Consider the following 19,914-nt stretch of genomic DNA (forward strand, 5'->3'; position numbering starts at 1 on the left):
CGGAAGGGGAATATGTGCGCCTGTCATCGCCGTTTCGCACCGGGATGATGATCTGATCCGGTGGGTGTTGTCGGAGATCGGCGCGCCACATTCTTCACATGTCGCCGAATTCATTGAGCAAACACGAGGAGAACGTCATGGACGCGAAATCTAGCGAAAACACGGGCAAGTGTCCTGTCGCTCGCGGCTCGGCCGGCAGGGCCAACCGTGACTGGTGGCCAAACCAGCTAAATGTCGAAATTCTCCACCAGAAGACGGGTCTTGCAGACCCGATGGGCAAGGCGTTCGACTACGCCGAGGAATTCAAGAAGCTCGATCTGGCCGCCATCAAGGCCGATCTACACGCATTGATGACCGACAGCCAGGAATGGTGGCCGGCCGACTTCGGCCATTACGGCGGCCTTTTCATCCGCATGGCCTGGCATAGCGCCGGCACCTATCGCATCACTGACGGCCGTGGTGGCGCCGGTGGCGGACAGCAGCGTTTCGCGCCGCTCAACAGCTGGCCGGACAACGTCAACCTAGACAAGGCCCGCCGCCTCATCTGGCCGATCAAGCAGAAATACGGCAACAAGATTTCCTGGGCCGATCTCTATATCCTGACCGGCAATGTCGCGCTGGAATCCATGGGGTTCAAGACTTTCGGTTTCGCCGGCGGTCGCGTCGACACTTGGCAGCCGGAAGAATTGTTCTGGGGGCCGGAAGGTACCTGGCTCGGCGATGAACGCTATAGCGGCGAGCGCGAGCTGGCAGAACCGCTCGGCGCCGTGCAGATGGGCCTCATCTACGTCAATCCGGAAGGTCCGAACGGCAATCCGGACCCATTGGCTTCGGCCCGCGACATCCGCGAAACCTTCGCCCGCATGGCGATGAACGACGAGGAAACCGTCGCGCTGATCGCTGGCGGCCATACGTTTGGCAAGACCCACGGCGCAGGCGACCCGTCCTTCGTCGGCGTCGATCCGGAAGCCGGTGAGTTGGAAGCCCAAGGCCTTGGCTGGGCCAGCAAGTTCAATAGCGGTATCGGTACTGATGCAATCGGCAGTGGTCTGGAAGTCACCTGGACCCAGACGCCGACCCAGTGGAGCAACTATTTCTTCGAAAACCTGTTCGGCTTCGAATGGGAACTGACGAAGAGCCCGGCCGGTGCGCATCAATGGGTTGCCAAGGATGCCGATGCATCTGTGCCTGATGCCTTCGATACCGCCAAGAAGCACCGCCCAACCATGCTGACCAGCGACTTGGCCCTGCGCTTCGATCCGGTCTATGAAAAGATCTCGCGCCGCTTCCTGGAAAACCCGGCCGAGTTCGCCGATGCCTTTGCCCGCGCTTGGTTCAAGCTGACCCATCGCGACATGGGCCCGAAGGTCCGTTATCTCGGTCCGGAAGTCCCGGCCGAAGATCTGATCTGGCAGGATGTCGTCCCGCCGGTCGATCATCCGCTCGTCCATGATGCCGATATCGCTTCACTGAAGGAAAAGGTCCTCGCTACCGGTCTTACGGTGCAGGAACTGGTTTCCACTGCCTGGGCTTCGGCCTCGACTTTCCGTGGCTCCGACAAGCGCGGCGGTGCCAATGGTGCCCGCGTTCGTCTCGAGCCGCAGAAGGACTGGGAAGCCAACCAGCCGGTGCAGCTCGCCAAGGTGCTCGGCGTGCTTGGAGGCATCCAGCAGGGCTTCAACGGCGCCAATGGCAGTAAGAAGGTCTCGCTGGCCGACCTGATCGTGATCGCCGGTGCCGCAGGTGTGGAAAAGGCGGCGAAGGCTGCAGGCTATGCCGTCTCCGTTCCTGTCACGCCGGGCCGTACCGACGCCAGCCAGGAGCAGACAGATGTCCTGTCCTTCAAGGCACTGGAGCCGCGCATGGATGCTTTCTTGAACTATACCAACAGCGCCAAGCTGCAGTTCCTGAAGGCGGAGGAAGCGCTGATCGATCGTGCGCAGCTTCTGACTCTGACCGGGCCGGAAATGACCGTCCTGATCGGTGGCCTGCGCGTGCTGAAGGCCGGAAATCCGGAGCATGGCATCTTCACCGACAAGCCGGAAACGTTGACGAATGACTTCTTCGTCAACCTTCTGGACATGGCGACAGAATGGTCGCCGGCCGCCGGCAAGCAGGGCGTCTATGAAGGGCGCGACCGCAAGACCAAACTGCCAAAATGGACCGGCACGCGCGTCGACCTTATCTTCGGCTCTCACTCGCAGCTGCGTGCCTTCGCGGAAGTCTACGCCCAGTCCGACTCCAAGGAGAAGTTCGTCAAGGACTTTGCGGCGGCGTGGACAAAGGTCATGAACGCAGATCGCTTTGATCTCGTCTAAAAAGTGACTGGCGGGTGCGGCCGATGGACGCGCCCGCTTCGCATAGTATCAGATTTTCGGAAAATGGCGCGGGCATCTCGCGCCATTTTTCATCTTGCGGCATCTAAGTTCCCTCGCCACACTTGCTCTGTACGCCCGCTTCGCCAACGCCTCTGCCACTTGCTGGAGGCGCAACCTCGCCCGTGCGACCGCGGGTCGGCTGCCGATCCAGCCCATAGATTCAACCCCACAAGAATTTGAAGAGCGTGCACAAACAAATAGTGTGCAATGCACAAGAGCCTTGCTATATGGAATATACGTATTAGTTTGTATGTAAAATTCCCACCCTCGGCTTTACCCCTGGAGCTGCTCGATGCAAAAGACGCCCCTGCGCGCTCTCACCCTTTTGTCCTGTCTCGTATTTCTGGCTGCGTGCCAGGAAAAACAGGACGGCCAAGCCCAGCAGGCGCCGCCGCCGTCTCCCGTCGGTGTCGTAACCATCGCTGCCGAATCTCTCCCGATCATCAATGATCTGCCGGGCCGCGTCGCACCGACTCGTCTTGCCGAAGTGCGTCCTCGCGTTTCCGGCATCATTGTCGAGCGTGTCTTCGAACAGGGCTCGCTGGTGAAGCAGGGGACGTCCTCTACCGCATCGATCCCGCGCCGTTCCAGGTCCAGGTCGACAGCGCCGAGGCGACAGTCGCCCGCGCCAAGGCTGCGCAGTTGCAGGCCCGCCAGACCGCGGACCGCCAGCAGCAGCTCCGGCGCAACAACGTTGCTTCCCAGCAGGAGTTCGACAATGCAATTTCGCAGCTGGCTCAGGCCGATGCGGAAGTTGCGGTTGCCGAAGCAGGCCTTGCCGAAGCTCGCCTGAACTTCCAGTATTCGCACGTGACCGCTCCGATCAGCGGCCGTATCGGTCGTGCGCTGATCACCGAAGGTGCTCTGGTCAGTTCCAACGGTTCTGAAAATCTCGCGACGATCCAGCAGCTTGATCCGATCTATGCCGACTTCACACAGCCGGCTGCTGATCTCATTCGTCTGCGCAAGGCGCTTGAGGACGGCAAGCTGATGACCGGTGACAATGAGGCAGAGGTTAAGCTCATCCTCGACGACGGTACGCCCTACGAACAGCCCGGTCGTCTGCTGTTCTCCGAAGCTGCCGTCGATGAGACAACCGGCCAGGTGACGCTGCGTGGTGAATTCCCCAATCCGAACGGCGATCTGCTGCCGGGCATGTATGTCCGCGTCCAGATCCAGCAGGGTGTCGAAAAGACCGCCTTCGCAGTGCCGCAGCAGGCTGTCCAGCGCGATGCCGGCGGCCAGGCGAGCGTGCTCGTCGTCGCCGCGGAAGACAAGGTCGAAACGCGCCGCGTCACGGTCGGCAGGGCGCTCGGCGATCGGTGGGTCATCTCGCAGGGACTGAAGGAGGGCGACCGCGTCGTCGCCGACGGGTTCCAGAAGACCGCGCCCGGCGCGACCGTCAAGCCGCAGCCGTGGAGCCCCGAAAAGCCCGCGACGGAGCAAGCAGCCGAAGGCGGCAACGCCGAACAGCCCGCAGCACCTGCACAGCAGTAAGGATCCGGTCCTATGGCACGTTTTTTCATCGACCGGCCCATCTTTGCGTGGGTGGTCGCGATCTTCATCATGCTGGGAGGCGCAATCGCCATTCCGATGCTGCCGATCGCGCAGTATCCGAATGTCGCACCGCCGCAGATTTCCATTTCAACCAACTATCCGGGCGCCTCGCCTGAGAACATCTATCTCAGCGTGACACGTCCGATCGAAGAAGAATTGAACGGTGTCCCCGGGCTGATCTACTTTGAATCGACGTCGGAATCCTCCGGCCGTATCTCGATCAACGTCACTTTCGCGCCAGGCACCAATATCGGTGAGGCCCAGGTCGAGGTGCAGAACCGCATTGCTCGCGCCGAGCCCCGCCTTCCGGGTGCCGTCACCTCGCAGGGTATCCGCGTCGAGCAGGCCGGGACGTCATTCCTCGCGGTTGTGTCGCTGACCTCAACGGACGGAAATACCGATGCGATCGGCCTCGGCGACTATCTGCAGCGCAATGTCATCGGCGAAATTCGCCGCGTGCCGGGCGTTGGTAGCGCGCAGCTGTTCGCCACCCAGCGCTCCATGCGCATCTGGATGGATCCGGACAAGATGGTCGGTCTCAGCCTGACCTCGGGTGACATCGTCAGTGCCATCGAAGCGCAGAACGCACAGGTCGCTGCCGGCCGCATCGGCGCGACGCCGAACCCGATCGGGCAGCAAATCTCCGCCACGATCAACGTGCAGGGCCAGCTGACCAACCCGGAACAGTTCGGTGCGATTGTCCTGCGCGCCAATCCTGACGGTTCGTCGGTACGCCTGCGCGATGTCGCACGGGTGGAAGTCGGCGGTGAAAGCTACAACTTCTCCTCGCGCCTCAACGGCAAGCCAAGCGCCGCGATCGGCGTGCAGCTTTCGCCGACAGGCAATGCGCTCGCGACGTCGCAAGGCGTTCGCCAGGTGATGGAGGAATTGAAACAGTATTTCCCTGCCGGCGTGGAATATGAAATCCCCTATGACACCAGCCCGTTCGTGGAAGTTTCGATTGAGAAGGTCATCCACACGCTGGTAGAAGCGATGATCCTTGTCTTCGTGGTGATGTTCCTGTTCCTGCAGAACATTCGCTACACGATCATCCCGACGCTCGTCGTGCCGGTCGCGTTGATGGGCACCTGCGCCGTCATGTTCGCCTCCGGCTTCTCGATCAACGTGCTCACCATGTTCGCCATGGTTTTGGCGATCGGTATTCTCGTCGACGACGCGATTGTCGTAGTTGAGAACGTCGAGCGCATCATGGCTGAGGAAAAGCTGTCGCCGAAGGAAGCGACCCGCAAGGCGATGGGGCAGATTTCTGGCGCCATCATCGGCATCACGCTGGTGCTGAGCGCTGTCTTTATCCCGATGGCATTCTTCCCCGGCGCAGTTGGCATCATCTACCAGCAGTTCTCGCTGACTATGGTCGTGTCGATCCTGTTCTCTGGCTTCCTCGCACTGTCGCTGACGCCGGCGCTCTGCGCCTCGTTCCTCAAGCCGATCAAGGACGACCACCACGAGAAGAAGGGTTTCTTCGGTCTGTTCAATCGAGGCTTCGATAAGGCGTCGCACGGATATTCACGCAGTGTCAGCGGGATCATCAAGCGCTCCGGCCGCTTCATGGTGATCTATCTGGCCCTGCTCGTAGGCCTCGGCTGGGCCTACCTGCAGCTGCCGACCTCATTCCTGCCGAACGAGGACCAGGGCTTCCTGATCGTCGACGTCCAGGCACCGGCAGAGGCCAGCACCGATCGCACCACCGAAGTGATCTCTCAGATCGAGCAGATCGCGCTGAAGGAAAAAGCCGTCGAGCGCATCATAGCCATCAACGGTTTCTCCTTCTCGGGTTCCGGCCAGAACGCCGGTCTCGCCTTCATCACGCTGAAGGATTGGGACGAGCGCGGTCCGGAAGATTCCGCGGACGCCATCGCCCAGCGGATCAACGGCCAGATCTTTGGCCTGCGTGACGCGATCGCCTTCTCCCTGTCGCCGCCGCCCATCCAGGGCCTCGGCAACTCGAGCGGTTTCACCTTCCGCCTGCAGGACCGCTCCGGGCAGGGACAGGCAGCACTTGCAGCCGCCCGCGATCAGCTGATGGCGGCGGCGGGCAAGAGCCCGATCCTTGCCGGCCTGCGTATCGAAGGCATGCCCGACGCAGCGCAGGTCAACTTGTTGATCGATCGTGAAAAGGCCAACACCTTCGGCGTGACCTTCTCCGATATCAACTCAACGATCACCGCGAACCTCGGATCGACCTACGTCAACGACTTCCCGAATACCGGCCGCATGCAGCGCGTCACCGTCCAGGCGGATGGCAACCAGCGCATGCAGACGGCCGACCTGCTCAAGCTGAACGTTCGCAATGCGAGCGGCGGCATGGTGCCCATGTCCTCGTTCGCGTCTGTCGAGTGGATGCGCGGACCGTCTCAGGTGGTTGGCTACAATGGCTACCAGTCGGTGCGTATCGCGGGCCAGGCAGGTCCGGGCTATTCGTCGGGTGACGCGATCGCCGAGATGGAGCGTTTGGCCGGGGAGCTTCCGACCGGCTTCGGTTACGAATGGACCGGCCAGTCGCTGCAGGAAATTCAGTCGGGTTCTCAGGCGCCGGCGTTGATCGCGCTCTCGATCCTGTTCGTCTTCCTGCTGCTTTCCGCACTCTATGAAAGCTGGTCCATTCCGCTGTCGGTCATGCTCGTCGTGCCGCTCGGTGTCATCGGATCGGTTGCGGCCGTGATGATCCGCGATATGCCGAACGACGTGTACTTCCTCGTCGGTCTGATCACGATCATCGGCCTGTCGGCGAAGAACGCGATCCTGATCATCGAGTTCGCGAAGGATCTGCGAGCGGAGGGCAAGACGACCTACGAGGCGACTGTGGAAGCCGCGCATCTGCGCTTTCGCCCGATCCTGATGACATCGCTAGCCTTTACGCTCGGCGTCGTTCCGATGGCGATCGCGACCGGTGCCAGCGCCGCCAGCCAGAACGCCATCGGTACCGGCGTTCTGGGCGGGATGATCTCGGCCACGGTGCTGGCGATCTTCTTCGTTCCGGCCTTCTTCATGTTCGTCATGAGGCTGTTCGGCGGTGCTCGCAAGGAGCCGCTGACTAGGGACAAGGCCGAAGCCTCGGAAACGGCATCAGCCCATTGATAAGATCGGCCCGGAAGCCATGGGTTTCCGGGCCGACGACTTTCTGTTCGAGAGCATCAACCGCTTTGGAATTATCGGAAGGGGAGGAGAATGAGACGCACCAAGGCCGAGGCCGCGGAAACCCGCTGCTCCATCATCGATGCCGCCGAGAAGCTTTTCTTCGAGAAGGGTGTGGCCAACAGCACACTCGATGAGATCGCCACTGCAGCGGGCGTGACGCGCGGCGCGATCTACTGGCATTTCGAAAGCAAGAGCGATCTTTTCCTGGAGCTTTACAACGCTGCGCAACTTCCTCGAGTCAACATGGCGGATGTTGATGATCTCGACGGCAGCGAGCGCGACCCGCTACTGCTGATCGAAGCGATGGCCTGCGACTGGCTGCAGATGCTGGCGCGGGATCGCCAGCGCCAACGGCTCCTCACGATCCTGCTGAGAACAAACCTCACCGACGAGTTCCAGCCGGTCAAGGAGGAGCTTGAGAAGATGGATTACGAACATACCCAGCATCTCGAGAATATCCTTGTAAAGGCCGAACGGCAGCGCCGCCTGGTAGAAACGTGGACACCGAAATCCGCGAGCCGCGCCTTTAAATGGCTGATGAAGGAATCTGCTGGGACTGGCTTTTGTACGGACAGAAATTCGACCTTATCAAGGACGGCAGTGATGAGGTGAGACGCCTGCTTACCAGCTTTAGGGCACAGCCATAGGGCGCGCTTGACCCGCTTGTTCGGAATGGCATCATGTTGCGTGCGCAGCTCTGAACGGAGCCAAGCGGCGAGAAAGAATGTTTCTCCTGTAGGCCCGTTTGCCGAGATTGGAATGATCGGCCATAACCAGCCCGCCACAGTTTGCAGACGATCAATATTCGGAATTTTCATGATGAGCGCCCGTCCCCTGGTCAAAGGCTTCTACGAGGAGCGCAGCGGCAGCATACAATATGTCGTCACCGATCCCGCCATCAAGTGTTGCGCGATCATCGACCCGGTTCTGGACTATGACGAAAAGTCCGGCAGTATTGCTACGTCATGCGCGGACGCCATCCTTGCCTATATCGATGGCGAAAAGCTGAAGCTGCAATGGATCCTTGATACCCACCCTCATGCCGACCATCTGTCTGCCGCCAGCTACCTCAAGCAGGTGACCGGGGCACCGACGGCGATCGGCGCCAAGGTGACCGAGGTTCAGAAACTCTGGCAGAAGATCTACAACATGCCGCAGATGAAGACCGACGGCTCGCAATGGGACCGCCTCTTCGAGAATGGAGAACGGTTCGAGATCGGCGAACTATCCTGTAGCGTGATGCACTCGCCGGGGCATACGCTTGCGTCAATCACCTATGTGGCAGGTGATGCGGCCTTCATCCATGATACGCTGTTCATGCCTGATAGCGGTAGTGCGCGCGCAGATTTTCCAGGTGGAAATGCTGCCAATCTCTGGTCCTCGATCGAGGCCATCCTCGCGCTTCCCGACGAGACACGCCTGTTTACCGGTCATGACTACCGGCCCGGTGGGCGTGAGGCGTTGTGGGAAAGCACGGTTGCCGAGCAGAGGGCATGCAATCCGCATGTCCAGAGAAGGGGTGACTTCATCTGCGCACGGGAGGCGCGCGACGCAACGTTACCATTCCCAAGGCTGATGCTGCATGCCCTTCAGGTCAACCTCAATGCGGGGCGGCTGCCAGAGCCTGAAAGCAATGGCCGCAGCTACCTGAAAATCCCGCTGGACGCGTTTTCGATAGCAGCTTGGTGAGGGCAGCTTGGTCGTCTACGCGCCGATAGGCGCTGCGGCCTGACGGCGCAGCAGCATGCCGAAGAGGTCCCGCGGCTCGTCCGGATCGGCCAGGAGGTCGAGCTTTTCGAACCGATCGCAGCCCTTGAGCTTGTCGTAGACAAAACGGAGCGCGGAAAAGTCCTCGGTCGCGAAGCCAACGCTGTCGAACAGGGTGATCTGACGGTCTCCTTCAGCCCCGCCGGCTCGGCCAGCGGTCTGGCCTGTGATGACCCTCCAGAGTTCGGTCACCGGAAGATCCTCCGGCAATTGCTGAATCTCTCCCTCGACCCTAGTCTGCGGCGGATATTCTACGAAGATAGAAGCGCGCAGCAGGATGTCGCTGTGCAGTTCTGTCTTGCCGGGGCAGTCGCCGCCGACGGCGTTTATGTGCACGCCGGGGCCGATCATGTTGTCGGTCAGGATCGTCGCATTCTGCTTATCGGCAGTGGCCGTGGTGATAATCTGAGCGCTTTCGACGGCCTCCTCAGCCGTGCGGCAGGCGACGATATTCAGACCCAGATGCGAGAGATTGCGGCGGCAGCGCTCGGTCGCGGCCGGGTCGATATCGTAGAGCCGCAGGTTTTCGATGCCGAGGAGCGACTTGAAGGCGAGCGCCTGGAATTCACTCTGTGCACCATTGCCAATCAGGGCCATCGTTCTGGCACCCTTCGGCGCCAGATATTTGGCTGCGACTGCAGATGTGGCTGCGGTTCTGAGCGCCGTCAGGATAGTCATCTCGGACAGGAGCAGCGGGTAGCCGCTGTCGACGTCCGAAAGTACGCCGAAGGCAGTCACCGTCTGGCGGCCGCTTTTGGTGTTCTTCGGATGGCCGTTCACATATTTGAAGGCGTAGAGTGCGCCGTCACTGGCCGGCATCAGCTCGATCACGCCGTCACGGGAATGGGATGCGATGCGGGCGACCTTGTCAAACAGCTCCCAACGGCGAAAATCCTCTTCCACATAGGCCGCGAGTTCCTTGAGGAAGGTTTCCGTCCCCGTCGAGAGCACGAGGTCCATCATGTTCTCGACGCTGATGAAGGGGACGATGTTGAGCTGCTGTTCTGCCGGCATCAATAGCTCCTTGTGGGTCGGTCGAGGACGGTGCGGCCCATCAGGCTCGCGGTGAGATCGACGAGAAGTTTGGCGGTGCGGCCTCGCTCGTCGAGGAAAGGGTTAAGTTCGACGAGGTCGAGGCTGGTGACGAGGCCGCTGTCATGCAGCATTTCCATAACCAGATGTGCCTCGCGGAAAGTCGCGCCGCCCGGCACGGTCGTACCGACGGCAGGCGCGATCGACGGGTCGAGGAAGTCGACGTCGAGACTGACATGCAGCATGCCGTTGGCCGCCTCGACGTCGTCGAGAAAACGCCGCACCAGTACGGCGACGCCATGTTCGTCGATGGTGCGCATGTCATGCACGGTGACGTCGTTCTCTTTCAGCGCCTCGCGCTCGGCCGGATCGACGCTGCGGATGCCGATCATGCAGACATTGGCCGGATCGACCGGGTGGGAGAGCGGCGGAAGGTAGCCGTCAAAGCCGGGACGGCCGGTATAATAGGCGGCCGGCAGGCCATGCAGATTGCCGCTTTTTGTGGAATCCAGCGTATGGAAATCCGTATGGGCGTCTAGCCACAGCACGAAGAGTGGCCGGTTCTGTTCGGCTGCATATCTTGCGACACCGGCGACGGTGCCGGCTGAGAGTGCATGGTCGCCGCCCATGAAAATCGGCATGCCTTCGCCGCTTTCACGATGGGCAACCTCTGTCAGGAGCTTCGTCCAGGCTGCGATCTGCGGCAGGTTGCGGACGGCCGGGTTTGGATGACTGATATCCGGGAAATCGCCGATCACTACATTGCCGATATCCGTAACCTGGTGCCCGAGTTCTTCCAGCGCGCCCTTCAGATCAGCGACGCGAAGCGCGCTCAGGCCCATTTCGCAGCCAAGCTGCGAGGCGCCGTCCTGAAGAGGGATACCGATCAGTCTGCAATGCATGTCTTTACTCCGTTTGCTTGAAAAGATCATGGGTGGGTGGCGGATTGAACAGATCTATTTGCCAAAAACGCCGAAACAGCTTTTCATTTCGGCAGCGTGATTTATCAATATGTCCATGGACGAATTCGACCACAAGCTGGTGACGCTTTTGCGTCACGACGCACGCCGAAGCATTTCCGATCTCGCGGCCGACCTCGGCACGTCGCGCGCAACGGTGCGCGCCCGCATGGAAAAGCTCGAGCGCAATGGCAGCATTCTCGGCTATACCGTTATCCTTCGGGCCGACACCGTGGATCTTCCCGTACGCGGCATCATGATGATCGAGATCGAGGGCCGTGTCGCCGATCGGGTCATCCGCACGCTCGGCGGCTTTCCGGAAATCTCGGAAATCCACACGACCAACGGCCGCTGGGATCTGGTCGTCGAGCTCGGCACCGCGACGCTCGCTGATTTTGATAACGTACTACGCCGCATCCGGCTGGTGCCGGGCATCACGGCCAGTGAAACCAACCTTCTCCTGGCGACGCCGCGCAGTACCAGGGCCAGGCTTTAAATCTTTAGCCATATCCGAAGTTGACGGGCTTGTGCGGCGCACCTACTGCTTGGTTCTGCCAATTTTACTCTCCTTCACGCCGAGAAGCCCATGACCATCATCAGACCGGATATCAGCGCCCGTGCCGCAGCCGCGCCACGCAGTGGTATCGGCGAAATTGTCGCCTATGCCCGGGGGCGTGAAAACCTGATGCCGCTCTGGATCGGCGAAGGGGATCTGCCGACGCCGGAGTTCATTACCAAGGCAGCGGGTGAGGCACTTGCGGCAGGCGAGACCTTCTATACCTGGACGCAGGGCATTCCCGAACTCCGGCAGGCGGTCGTCCGCTATTACGATCGCCACTACGGCAACAATCTTTCTACCGACAATGTCTATGTCACCGGCTCGGGCATGCAGTCGATCGTGCTCGCCATCCAAGCTGTCACCTCTGCCGGCGACGAGATCATCCATCTTTCGCCCGCATGGCCGAATGTGGTGCATGCGATCACAGTCGCGGAGGCGAAGCCGAAGTCCGTCGTGCTCGATTTCATCGATAGCCAGTGGCAGATCGATATCGATCGCCTCGCATCATTGATCACGCAGAAGACAAAGGCACTGTTCATCAACTCTCCGTCCAACCCTACCGGCTGGACGGCGACCAAGGACGATCTTGTGGCGATCCTCGATCTCGCCCGCCGCCACGGTCTCTGGATCATCGCCGACGAAATCTACGGTCTCTATTATTTCGATGGTGCTCGGGCGCCGTCCTTCATGGATGTGATGGAACCGGAAGACCGAGATCATCTTCGCCAATTCCTTCTCGAAGAACTGGTGCATGACCGGCTGGCGCGTCGGATGGATGGTGGCGCCGGCCGAGATCGGCCAGACGCTGACCAACCTCATCCAGTATTCCACCTCGGGCGTCGCGCAGTTCATGCAGAAGGGCGCGATCGCCGCGCTCGATCATGGCGACGATTTCGTCCGCACGAATATCGGGCGTGCGCGCACCTCTCGCGACATCCTCTGCGACGCGCTGGTGGCAACCAACCGTGTCGAGACCCGCAGACCACCTGGCGCCCTCTATGCTTTTCTGAAGATCGACGGCATTGCCGATGCCCGCGAGGAGGCTTTCCGGATCGTCGATGCGACGGGTGTCGGCATGGCGCCGGGCACCGCCTTCGGCCCCGGCGGCGAGGCCTTCATGCGCGCCTGTTATCTGCGTGATCCGAAGCAGATCGAGGATGCGGCGGAGCGGCTGAGCCGCTACATCCGCGCTCGGTAGACCCGGTCAGTTCTCCAGCCAGCGGCGTCCGGATGCGGCAAGATGCGAATGCATCGCCGCCTGCGCCGCAAGCGGGTCTCGCGCTTCAAGCGCGGCGAGAACGGCATGATGCTCGACCAGCGCCGCGGTCCAGCTGTCGGTCGTCTCGAAATGCCCGCGGATACCGGCCGATAGCGGGCTGTGGCGCTCGTCGAACAGGTTCGTGACGATCTCGGCCAGCAGCGTATTGCCGGCGCTTTCGGCGATGGTGATGTGAAACGCCCGATCCTGTTCTATCGGCTTGCGGCCATTCGCAATGTCATCGGCCATCGCCGCAAGGATAGCCTGCAACGCAACAAGCGTTTCGCTCGTCATGCTCGCGGCAGCCTGGACAATGATGGCGCTTTCGATCACGGCTCGTGCCTGCATCAGCTCCGACGGGCTTTCCCCCAGCGATCGACCATTGCCGGGAGGTTTCGCCGTGTTCAGCACATAGATGCCAGACCCCATCCTGATCTCGATCGTCCCGTCGATCTCCAGCGCGATGAGGGCTTCCCGCAGAGAAGGACGCGATACGCCGAGCTGCTGCGCAAGCTCCCTTTCGGCCGGTAGACGTACACCGGGCTGATAGTCACCCTTGGCGATGAGCAGCCGGACGCGATCGGCAGTCTGCTGGTAGAGGCGTCGTGTATCCGTCATTGAGGTCTGGCCAATTTGCACATTTCACAAGCGATTGACGGATAGTTGTCGCAAATTTCGGCATGTGTGCAAGATAAATCGTCAAAATTGGCTTGACCAAAAGTCGGGAGCGGGATTTGATGCAACCAAGGGCCGTGGGACGCCCTTGCGCGAAGAGGAGATCGCGATGGGAGGAGTGCCGCAACCTGTCGGCATGACTATGCCTGCTGCCGTGCTTTTGAAGCTGGAAGGCGTGTCGAAGGAGTTTCCGGGCGTCAAGGCGCTGTCCGGTGTGAGCTTCGATCTGCGCGCCGGCGAAGTGCATGCGGTCTGTGGCGAGAACGGAGCCGGCAAGTCGACGCTGATGAAGATCATCAGCGGCGTCTACCAGCCCAATGCAGGATCGATCACCTTCAAGGGCGAGCCGGTGCAATTCGCCTCGACGCTTGCCTCCGAAGCCGCCGGTATCGCCATCATCCATCAGGAACTCAACCTTGTTCCGCACCTGACAGTGGCGGAAAACATCTATCTCGCCCGCGAGCCGCGCCGTGGCTTTCTGGTCGATCGGAAGAAGCTGATCGTCGATGCCAAGCGCTGTCTCGACAGGCTCGGCGTCGATATCGACCCGAACGTGCAGGTGCGTACGCTTTCAGTTGCGCAATGCCAGATGGTCGAGATCGCCAAGGCACTGTCGCTTGATGCGACCGTGCTGATCATGGATGAGCCGACCTCGTCGCTGACGGAGCAGGAGGCGCAACTCCTTTTCAAGGTTATTCGTGACCTGAAGAGCCAGGGTACCGGCATCATCTACATATCCCACCGGTTGGACGAGCTGGTGGAAATCGTCGATCGCGTCACCGTGTTGCGCGATGGACGGTATATCTCGACCGATGATTTTGGCGCACTCACCCTCGACGATATCGTCGCCCGTATGGTGGGTCGTTCGTTGGAGGACAAGTTTCCCGAGCCGACGCGCGAGCCCGGCGAGGAGGTCATCTTCTCCGCCATCGGTCTGACCAGACGTGGCGTATTTTCCGATATCGGTTTCGAGATCCGCCGAGGCGAGATCCTGGGCTTTGCCGGCCTGATGGGGGCAGGGCGCACGGAAGTGGCGCGCGCGATCTTCGGTGCCGATCCGCTCGATGCCGGCACGATCACGCTCGATGGTGAGGAACTGAAGATCACCGATCCGCGCAGCGCGATCGAGGCGGGCATCGCCTACCTTTCCGAAGACCGGAAGGCGCAAGGTCTGGCGGTGAAGATGCCGGTCGACGCCAATCTGGTCATGGCGCGGATGGAGGCGGTCGCGAGCCGGTTCGGCGTGATCGACCGCAAGCGGCATCGGGAGGCGGGGCAGCGCTATGTAGATCTCCTGAACATCCGCACACCGAGCCTCAGCCAGCCGGTCCGTCTTCTTTCCGGCGGCAACCAGCAGAAGATCATCATCGGCAAATGGCTGTTCCGCGAACCGCGCATCATGTTCTTCGACGAGCCGACGCGCGGCATCGATGTCGGCGCGAAATTCGCGATCTACCAGATCATGGACGAGTTGGCGGCCCGCGGCATAGGCGTCGTGCTGATTAGTTCGGAACTGCCGGAAGTGTTGGGCATGTCCGATCGTATCGCTGTCTTTCACGGCGGCCGGATCACCGCGACGCTCAAGACGCGCGACACGTCCCAGGAAGAAATCATGCATTACGCCTCCGGCAGCAGCCGGCGCGGCGAACAGGGATTTTAGAGAATGGCCGACATGACCAGCGAAAAACCGGTGCAGCAGCCGGCTCCGAACCCTGCCAGTCAGGGTCGCCGCCTGAGCGAACGGCAGAAGGATATCATCCAGAAGTTCGCAGCACTCGGCAGTCTTGTCGTGCTGGCGGCAGTGTTTTCCGCCACCAGCAGCGCCTTCTTCACCGTCGGCAACGGCATGACGATCGCTTTGCAGGTGACGTCCATCGCGCTGCTCGGCATCGGAGCCACCTATGTCATCATCACCGGCGGCATTGATCTCTCGGTCGGTTCCGTGCTCGCGTTGGCGGGCGTCGTGGCGGCGCTCGCCGTCAAGGAGCTGCAATTGCCGATCTGGATCTCGATGCTGCTCGGCATCCTGACCGGGTCGCTCTGCGGGCTGATCAACGGGCTCGTCGTCACCCAATTGAAATTGCCGCCCTTCATCGCAACGCTCGGAATGATGTTGATCGCCCGCGGCGTGGCGCTGCAGATTACTGGCGCGCGGGCGGTGTCCGGTCTTGGTGAGGCTTTCGGAGAACTCGGCAACGGCTCGCTGTTCCGCATCGAATCCATCGACGACCAGGGGTTTCCGGTCGTCAGCTTCCCGGGCATTCCCTATCCGGTCGTGCTGATGATCGTCATCGGCTTCATCGCCGCCTTCGTGCTGAACCGCACGGTGCTTGGCCGCTATATCTACGCGATCGGCTCTAACGCCGACGCGGCCCGGCTTTCGGGCGTCAACGTCTCGCGCGTCACGGCCTTCACCTATGTCGTGTCCGGCACGCTTGCGGGTCTCACCGGCTGCGTGCTGATGTCGCGCCTCGTCACCGCCCAGCCGAACGAGGGCGTGGCCTACGAACTCGATGCGATTGCCAGCGCCGTGATCGGCGGCACGTCGCTGATCGGCGGTGTCGGGACGATCTCTGGTACGATGATCGGTGCCTTCGTCATCGGCATCCTGCGCAACGGATTGAACATGAACGGCGTCTCAGCCTTCACCCAGCAGATCATCATCGGCCTCGTCATTCTGGTCACCGTCTGGATCGACCAGTTGCGCAACCGCCGCTGAGGACACGGGAGCGGCCGGGGGTCGAGCCTGAACATGCCAAGCCACGGGAAGGGGAGGAGCCTTCCCGCACAACGGACCTTATTGGGGTCATTCGAGGAGGAAAACATGCGTAGACTTGCAACGGTCCTGATGGCGTCGGCACTTGCCTTCGTCGGGGCATCCGCCGCTTCGGCGGGGAAATCGCCGTCATCGTCAAGACGGTCAACTCGACCTTCTGGCAGAACGTGCAGAAGGGTGCCGAGGCCGCGATCGGCGGTGCCAAGGGCGAACACACCATGACCTTCCAGGGACCGGCGGCGGAATCCGCCATCGCCGACGAGGTCAACATGGTCGAAAATGCCGTCAACCGTAAGGTGGCCGCGATCCTGCTCGCGCCGTCCGATCCGGATGCGCTGGTGCCGGCGGTCAAGAAGGCGTGGGAAGCACGCATTCCGGTCGTTGTCATCGACAGCCAGCTCGCCGAGGGTTCTGACAAATATTACCAGTCCTTCCTCGCGACCGATAACCGCAAGGCCGGCGAGCTTGCGGCCAAGGCGCTGATCGAGAAGGTCGGCACCGAGGGCAAGATCGCCGTCATGTCCTATGTCGCCGGTGCAGGCTCCGAAATCGGCCGTGTCGGCGGGTTCACCGACTATATCAAGGCCAATTCCAAGCTGGAGATCGTCGGCCCCTATTATTCGCAGTCGCAGATGGCGACCGCGCTCAATCAGACGACTGACGTTCTGGCCGCCAATAGCGACCTGAAAGGCATTTTCGGCGCCAACGAGCCAACCGCAATCGGCATGGGCCGGGCGATCAAGCAGGCCGGCAAGGCGGGCAAGATCACTGCGATCGGCTTCGACGGAAACCAGGACCTGCAGGAATTCGTCAAGGACGGCACGCTGACCGCGACCGTCGTTCAGGGCTCCTACCAGATGGGCGAGAAGGGCATCGAGACGCTGCTTTCCATCCTCGGCAAGCAGAAGGTCGAGAAGGCCGTGGATACCGGCGTCGTCGTGGTGACGAAGGACAACATCGACAAGCCGGAAGCCAAGAACGTTCTCTACTAAAATCAAGCCGGCGCGCGGGCTTCATCAGGTCCGCGCGCTTCTTTTCGATGACGAGCAGGATTTGAGAATACCATGAAGGTTTCAGACAGGCGCAGACTGCGCAACCGCGACGTCTCGTTTACGCTCATGGGGCTCGGCTGCGCCCAGATGGGCAACCTCTACCGCGTCACCAGCTACCAGGAATCGCTCAGCGCCTTCGACGCGGCCTGGGATGCCGGCATCCGCTATTTCGATACCGCACCGTTCTACGGCTATACCCGCTCGGAGCGCAGGCTTGGCACCATGGTCACCGACAAGCTGCGCGAGGACTACGTGCTCAGCACCAAGGTCGGCCGCATCATGGTGCCGGATGAAACGGTTGGACCGGAAGAGGACGCTTACGTCTCACCACTGCCCTTCCGGCCGAAATACGACTACAGCTACGATGCGATCATGCGCTCCTTCGAGGCGAGCCGCCAGCGGCTTGGCGTGTTCTCGCCGGATATCCTCTACGTCCACGACATCGGGCGCGCCAACCATGGCGACCTTCACCAGCACTATTGGGATCAGTTGACGAAGGGCGGCGGGTTCAAGGCGCTTGGCGAGTTGCGTGTCTCCGGTCTGGTCAAGGCGATCGGGCTCGGTGTCAACGAGTGGCAAGCGATAGCCGATGCAATGGACGAAACCGATATCGATGTCGCGATGCTCGCGGGTCGCTACACGCTCCTGGAGCAGGAAAGCCTGCCGCTTCTCGACCGTTGTCACCGCGAAGGCGTCGGCATCGTCGTCGCAGGTGCCTTCAATTCGGGTCTTCTGGCCGGTAATCGCAAGTTCAACTATGCAGAGGCGCCGGCCGATATTCTCGCCCGTGTGGAGGAGATTGAGGAGGCCTGCGAGGCCGAGGGCGTCGCTATGCAGGCAGCGGCGCTTGCCTTTTCAGCGCTGCATCCGGCCGTCGTCACCGTTGTCTCGGGCGCCCGTAACGGCGAGCAGATGAAAGCCAATGTCGGCTGGTTCGAGCAGGATATCCCAGATTCCTTTGGGTTCGCCTGAAAGACAAGGGCGTAATCGCTGCGGACGCATCGGTGACGGGTGGCTGAGGCGATGATCATCGACGCTCACCAGCATTTCTGGCTGATGAAGGACCGGCACGGCGGCTGGCCACCGCCGGAACTCGCGGCGATCCACCGTGATTTCCTGCCTGCCGATCTGGCGCCGGAAATCGACGCGGTCGGTGTCGGCGGCACGGTTCTCGTCCAGTCGCTGCCGAGCGTCGAAGATACGCGCTTCATGCTTGGGCTCGCCGAGAAGAGCGAAACCATTCTCGGCGTTATCGGATGGGTCGACATGAAGGCGCCGGATGCGCCGGTGGTCATTGCTGAACTGGCCAAAGCCCCCAAGCTGAAGGGCCTCCGGCCGATGCTGCAGGATATCGCCGATCCGACCTGGATCGACGATCCCGCGCTCGATGCTGCCATTGTGGCCATGCTCGGCCACGGTCTTGTCTTCGATGCGCTGGTGCTGGAACCGCATCTGGTGTCGCTGGAAGCCTTTGCTCGCCTCTACCCGGATCTGCCCGTCGTTATTGATCACGGCGCTAAACCGCGGATTGCCGAGGGGCACTATCGGGGGTGGCGGCAAGGCATGCAACGCCTGGCGGGGCTTGGTAATGTCTGCTGCAAGCTCTCCGGCCTCCTGACCGAAGCGGGAGACCAGAAGCCTGAAGCGGTTCGGCCCTATGTCGAAACGATCCTTGAGCTGTTCGGCGCGGAGCGTGTGATCTGGGGCAGCGACTGGCCGGTGGTCAATCTCGCCGGCAGCTATGTCGGCTGGATCAAGCAATGCCGCGAGATCGTGCCCGATGCTGATCACGCAGCGGTGTTCGGCAACAATGCCCGGCGCTTCTATCGCCTGTGAGGTTATGAGATTCGAGATGGGCGACGTTGCCGTACTGCATTTGCGAAGAGAGGTCTTTCACGCGGCCGCCGGATGGGGAATGGTGGGGATGATGGATGAGGATCCATCTCGACTGAAATGGGGTCGACTGACAAGGGAGCAGACATGACAGGTAAGCTAGGAGGCAAGGTGGTCGTGGTGACCGCCGCCGGTCAGGGAATAGGCAAGGCGAGCGCTCAGGCCTTCGCAGCCGCAGGCGCGAAAGTCTGGGCCACGGACGTCAACGAAGAGGCGCTATCGTCGCTCGACGGGACGGCCAACGTTCAGACCGCGCGCCTCGACGTGCTGGATAATGCCGCGGTTTCGGCCTTCTTCGAAAAGGTCGGCGGCGTCGATGTTCTGTTCAACTGCGCCGGTGTGGTTCATGCCGGCACGGTGCTCGACATGGCCGAAAGCGACCTCGATTTCGCCTTCGATCTGAATGTCCGCGCCATGGTGCGCACCATCAGGGCCGTGCTGCCCGGCATGTTGGAGCGCGGCGACGGCACGATCATCAACATGGCCTCGATCGCCTCGAGCTCCAAGGGGTGCCGAACCGCTGCGCCTATGGCACGACCAAGGCGGCGGTGATCGGCCTGACCAAGGCGATCGCTGCCGACTATGTGACCCGCGGCATCCGCTGCAACGCGATCTGCCCGGGAACGGTGGAAAGCCCGTCGCTGGAGCAACGGATGCGCGCCCAGGGCAATTACGAAGAAGCCCGCGCCGCCTTCATAGCCCGCCAGCCGATGGGCCGGCTCGGCACGCCGGAAGAGATCGCCGACCTCGCCGTCTATCTCGCCGACGCTACCTACACGACAGGTCAGGCCGTCGGTATCGATGGCGGCTGGTCCATCTGAGCCGTTTCTTAAAAGACCGAAATTCGAA

The 19,914-nt window shown here is 61.3% G+C and carries 11 protein-coding genes and 5 pseudogenes; 13 read left to right on the forward strand and 3 right to left on the reverse strand.

Annotated elements, in window-relative coordinates:
• The first annotated feature begins 137 nt into the window (after nucleotides 1-137).
• The 5 genes and pseudogenes from katG to N7E02_RS03265 all read left to right on the forward strand — a co-directional run bounded on the left by katG (nucleotide 138) and on the right by N7E02_RS03265 (nucleotide 8,783).
• A complete protein-coding gene (gene katG / locus N7E02_RS03245) occupies nucleotides 138-2,318 on the forward strand; it encodes a catalase/peroxidase HPI (RefSeq protein WP_286578043.1) in 2,181 nt (726 codons plus the stop codon).
• 352 nt (nucleotides 2,319-2,670) lie between these two features.
• Nucleotides 2,671-3,875, forward strand: a pseudogene (locus N7E02_RS03250) (efflux RND transporter periplasmic adaptor subunit).
• A gap of 12 nt (nucleotides 3,876-3,887) precedes the next feature.
• Nucleotides 3,888-7,034 (forward strand): multidrug efflux RND transporter permease subunit, encoded by a 3,147-nt coding sequence (locus N7E02_RS03255; RefSeq protein ID WP_286578044.1) that lies wholly within the window; start codon nucleotides 3,888-3,890, stop codon nucleotides 7,032-7,034.
• Between the two features lie 90 nt (nucleotides 7,035-7,124).
• Entirely contained in the window at nucleotides 7,125-7,706 is a 582-nt protein-coding gene (locus N7E02_RS03260) for a TetR family transcriptional regulator (RefSeq protein WP_353622759.1), read from the forward strand.
• Nucleotides 7,707-7,913: 207 nt separating this feature from the next.
• Nucleotides 7,914-8,783: an MBL fold metallo-hydrolase gene (locus tag N7E02_RS03265; protein WP_374730607.1), complete on the forward strand. Its 870-nt coding sequence runs from the start codon at nucleotides 7,914-7,916 to the stop codon at nucleotides 8,781-8,783.
• A 15-nt stretch (nucleotides 8,784-8,798) separates the two neighbouring features.
• On the opposite strand, the gene ocd is transcribed toward N7E02_RS03265, so the two are convergent.
• Together ocd and rocF are read right to left on the reverse strand one after the other, a co-directional pair.
• Nucleotides 8,799-9,875: an ornithine cyclodeaminase gene (ocd, locus tag N7E02_RS03270; protein WP_286578046.1), complete on the reverse strand. Its 1,077-nt coding sequence runs from the start codon at nucleotides 9,873-9,875 to the stop codon at nucleotides 8,799-8,801.
• Nucleotides 9,875-10,795: an arginase gene (gene rocF / locus N7E02_RS03275; RefSeq protein ID WP_286578047.1), complete on the reverse strand. Its 921-nt coding sequence runs from the start codon at nucleotides 10,793-10,795 to the stop codon at nucleotides 9,875-9,877. The genes ocd and rocF overlap by 1 nt, the downstream gene beginning before the upstream one ends.
• Before the next feature lie 115 nt (nucleotides 10,796-10,910).
• On the opposite strand from rocF, the gene N7E02_RS03280 reads away from it, so the two are divergent.
• Nucleotides 10,911-11,348, forward strand: coding sequence for an Lrp/AsnC family transcriptional regulator (locus N7E02_RS03280; RefSeq protein ID WP_286578048.1), 438 nt, complete (start codon nucleotides 10,911-10,913; stop codon nucleotides 11,346-11,348).
• 90 nt (nucleotides 11,349-11,438) lie between these two features.
• A pseudogene (locus tag N7E02_RS03285) lies at nucleotides 11,439-12,609 on the forward strand (pyridoxal phosphate-dependent aminotransferase).
• A gap of 6 nt (nucleotides 12,610-12,615) precedes the next feature.
• On the opposite strand, the gene N7E02_RS03290 reads toward N7E02_RS03285, so the two are convergent.
• Complete coding sequence (locus N7E02_RS03290; RefSeq protein ID WP_286578049.1) at nucleotides 12,616-13,287, reverse strand: FadR/GntR family transcriptional regulator; 672 nt, start codon at nucleotides 13,285-13,287, stop codon at nucleotides 12,616-12,618.
• 166 nt (nucleotides 13,288-13,453) lie between these two features.
• Between N7E02_RS03290 and N7E02_RS03295 the strand changes: the two genes are divergently transcribed.
• The 6 genes and pseudogenes from N7E02_RS03295 to N7E02_RS03320 all read left to right on the forward strand — a co-directional run bounded on the left by N7E02_RS03295 (nucleotide 13,454) and on the right by N7E02_RS03320 (nucleotide 19,886).
• The gene (locus tag N7E02_RS03295; protein ID WP_286578050.1) at nucleotides 13,454-15,004 is read left to right on the forward strand and encodes a sugar ABC transporter ATP-binding protein; all 1,551 of its coding nucleotides are present in this window, start codon (nucleotides 13,454-13,456) and stop codon (nucleotides 15,002-15,004) included.
• A gap of 3 nt (nucleotides 15,005-15,007) precedes the next feature.
• Nucleotides 15,008-16,063: an ABC transporter permease gene (locus tag N7E02_RS03300; protein WP_286578051.1), complete on the forward strand. Its 1,056-nt coding sequence runs from the start codon at nucleotides 15,008-15,010 to the stop codon at nucleotides 16,061-16,063.
• Between the two features lie 105 nt (nucleotides 16,064-16,168).
• A pseudogene (locus tag N7E02_RS03305) lies at nucleotides 16,169-17,112 on the forward strand (ABC transporter substrate-binding protein).
• 72 nt (nucleotides 17,113-17,184) lie between these two features.
• Nucleotides 17,185-18,191, forward strand: a pseudogene (locus N7E02_RS03310) (aldo/keto reductase).
• Nucleotides 18,192-18,195: 4 nt separating this feature from the next.
• Nucleotides 18,196-19,008 carry an amidohydrolase family protein gene (locus tag N7E02_RS03315; protein WP_286578052.1) on the forward strand — a complete coding sequence of 271 codons (813 nt, stop codon included), beginning with the start codon at nucleotides 18,196-18,198 and terminating at the stop codon, nucleotides 19,006-19,008.
• Between the two features lie 144 nt (nucleotides 19,009-19,152).
• Nucleotides 19,153-19,886: pseudogene (locus tag N7E02_RS03320) on the forward strand (SDR family oxidoreductase).
• Nucleotides 19,887-19,914: the final 28 nt, after the last annotated feature.

Source organism: Terrirhizobium terrae, from assembly GCF_030323265.1.
In the GTDB taxonomy this organism is placed as follows: Bacteria; Pseudomonadota; Alphaproteobacteria; order Rhizobiales; family Rhizobiaceae; genus Neorhizobium.

Excerpts from the sequence above, each read along its gene's own strand:
- katG (WP_286578043.1), top strand. The coding sequence starts at position 138 with ATGGACGCGAAATCTAGCGAAAACACGGGCAAGTGTCCTGTCGCTCGC.
- N7E02_RS03255 (WP_286578044.1), top strand. The coding sequence starts at position 3,888 with ATGGCACGTTTTTTCATCGACCGGCCCATCTTTGCGTGGGTGGTCGCG.
- N7E02_RS03260 (WP_353622759.1), top strand. The coding sequence starts at position 7,125 with ATGAGACGCACCAAGGCCGAGGCCGCGGAAACCCGCTGCTCCATCATC.
- N7E02_RS03265 (WP_374730607.1), top strand. The coding sequence starts at position 7,914 with ATGAGCGCCCGTCCCCTGGTCAAAGGCTTCTACGAGGAGCGCAGCGGC.
- ocd (WP_286578046.1), bottom strand. The coding sequence starts at position 9,875 with ATGCCGGCAGAACAGCAGCTCAACATCGTCCCCTTCATCAGCGTCGAG.
- rocF (WP_286578047.1), bottom strand. The coding sequence starts at position 10,795 with ATGCATTGCAGACTGATCGGTATCCCTCTTCAGGACGGCGCCTCGCAG.
- N7E02_RS03280 (WP_286578048.1), top strand. The coding sequence starts at position 10,911 with ATGGACGAATTCGACCACAAGCTGGTGACGCTTTTGCGTCACGACGCA.
- N7E02_RS03290 (WP_286578049.1), bottom strand. The coding sequence starts at position 13,287 with ATGACGGATACACGACGCCTCTACCAGCAGACTGCCGATCGCGTCCGG.
- N7E02_RS03295 (WP_286578050.1), top strand. The coding sequence starts at position 13,454 with ATGGGAGGAGTGCCGCAACCTGTCGGCATGACTATGCCTGCTGCCGTG.
- N7E02_RS03300 (WP_286578051.1), top strand. The coding sequence starts at position 15,008 with ATGGCCGACATGACCAGCGAAAAACCGGTGCAGCAGCCGGCTCCGAAC.
- N7E02_RS03315 (WP_286578052.1), top strand. The coding sequence starts at position 18,196 with ATGATCATCGACGCTCACCAGCATTTCTGGCTGATGAAGGACCGGCAC.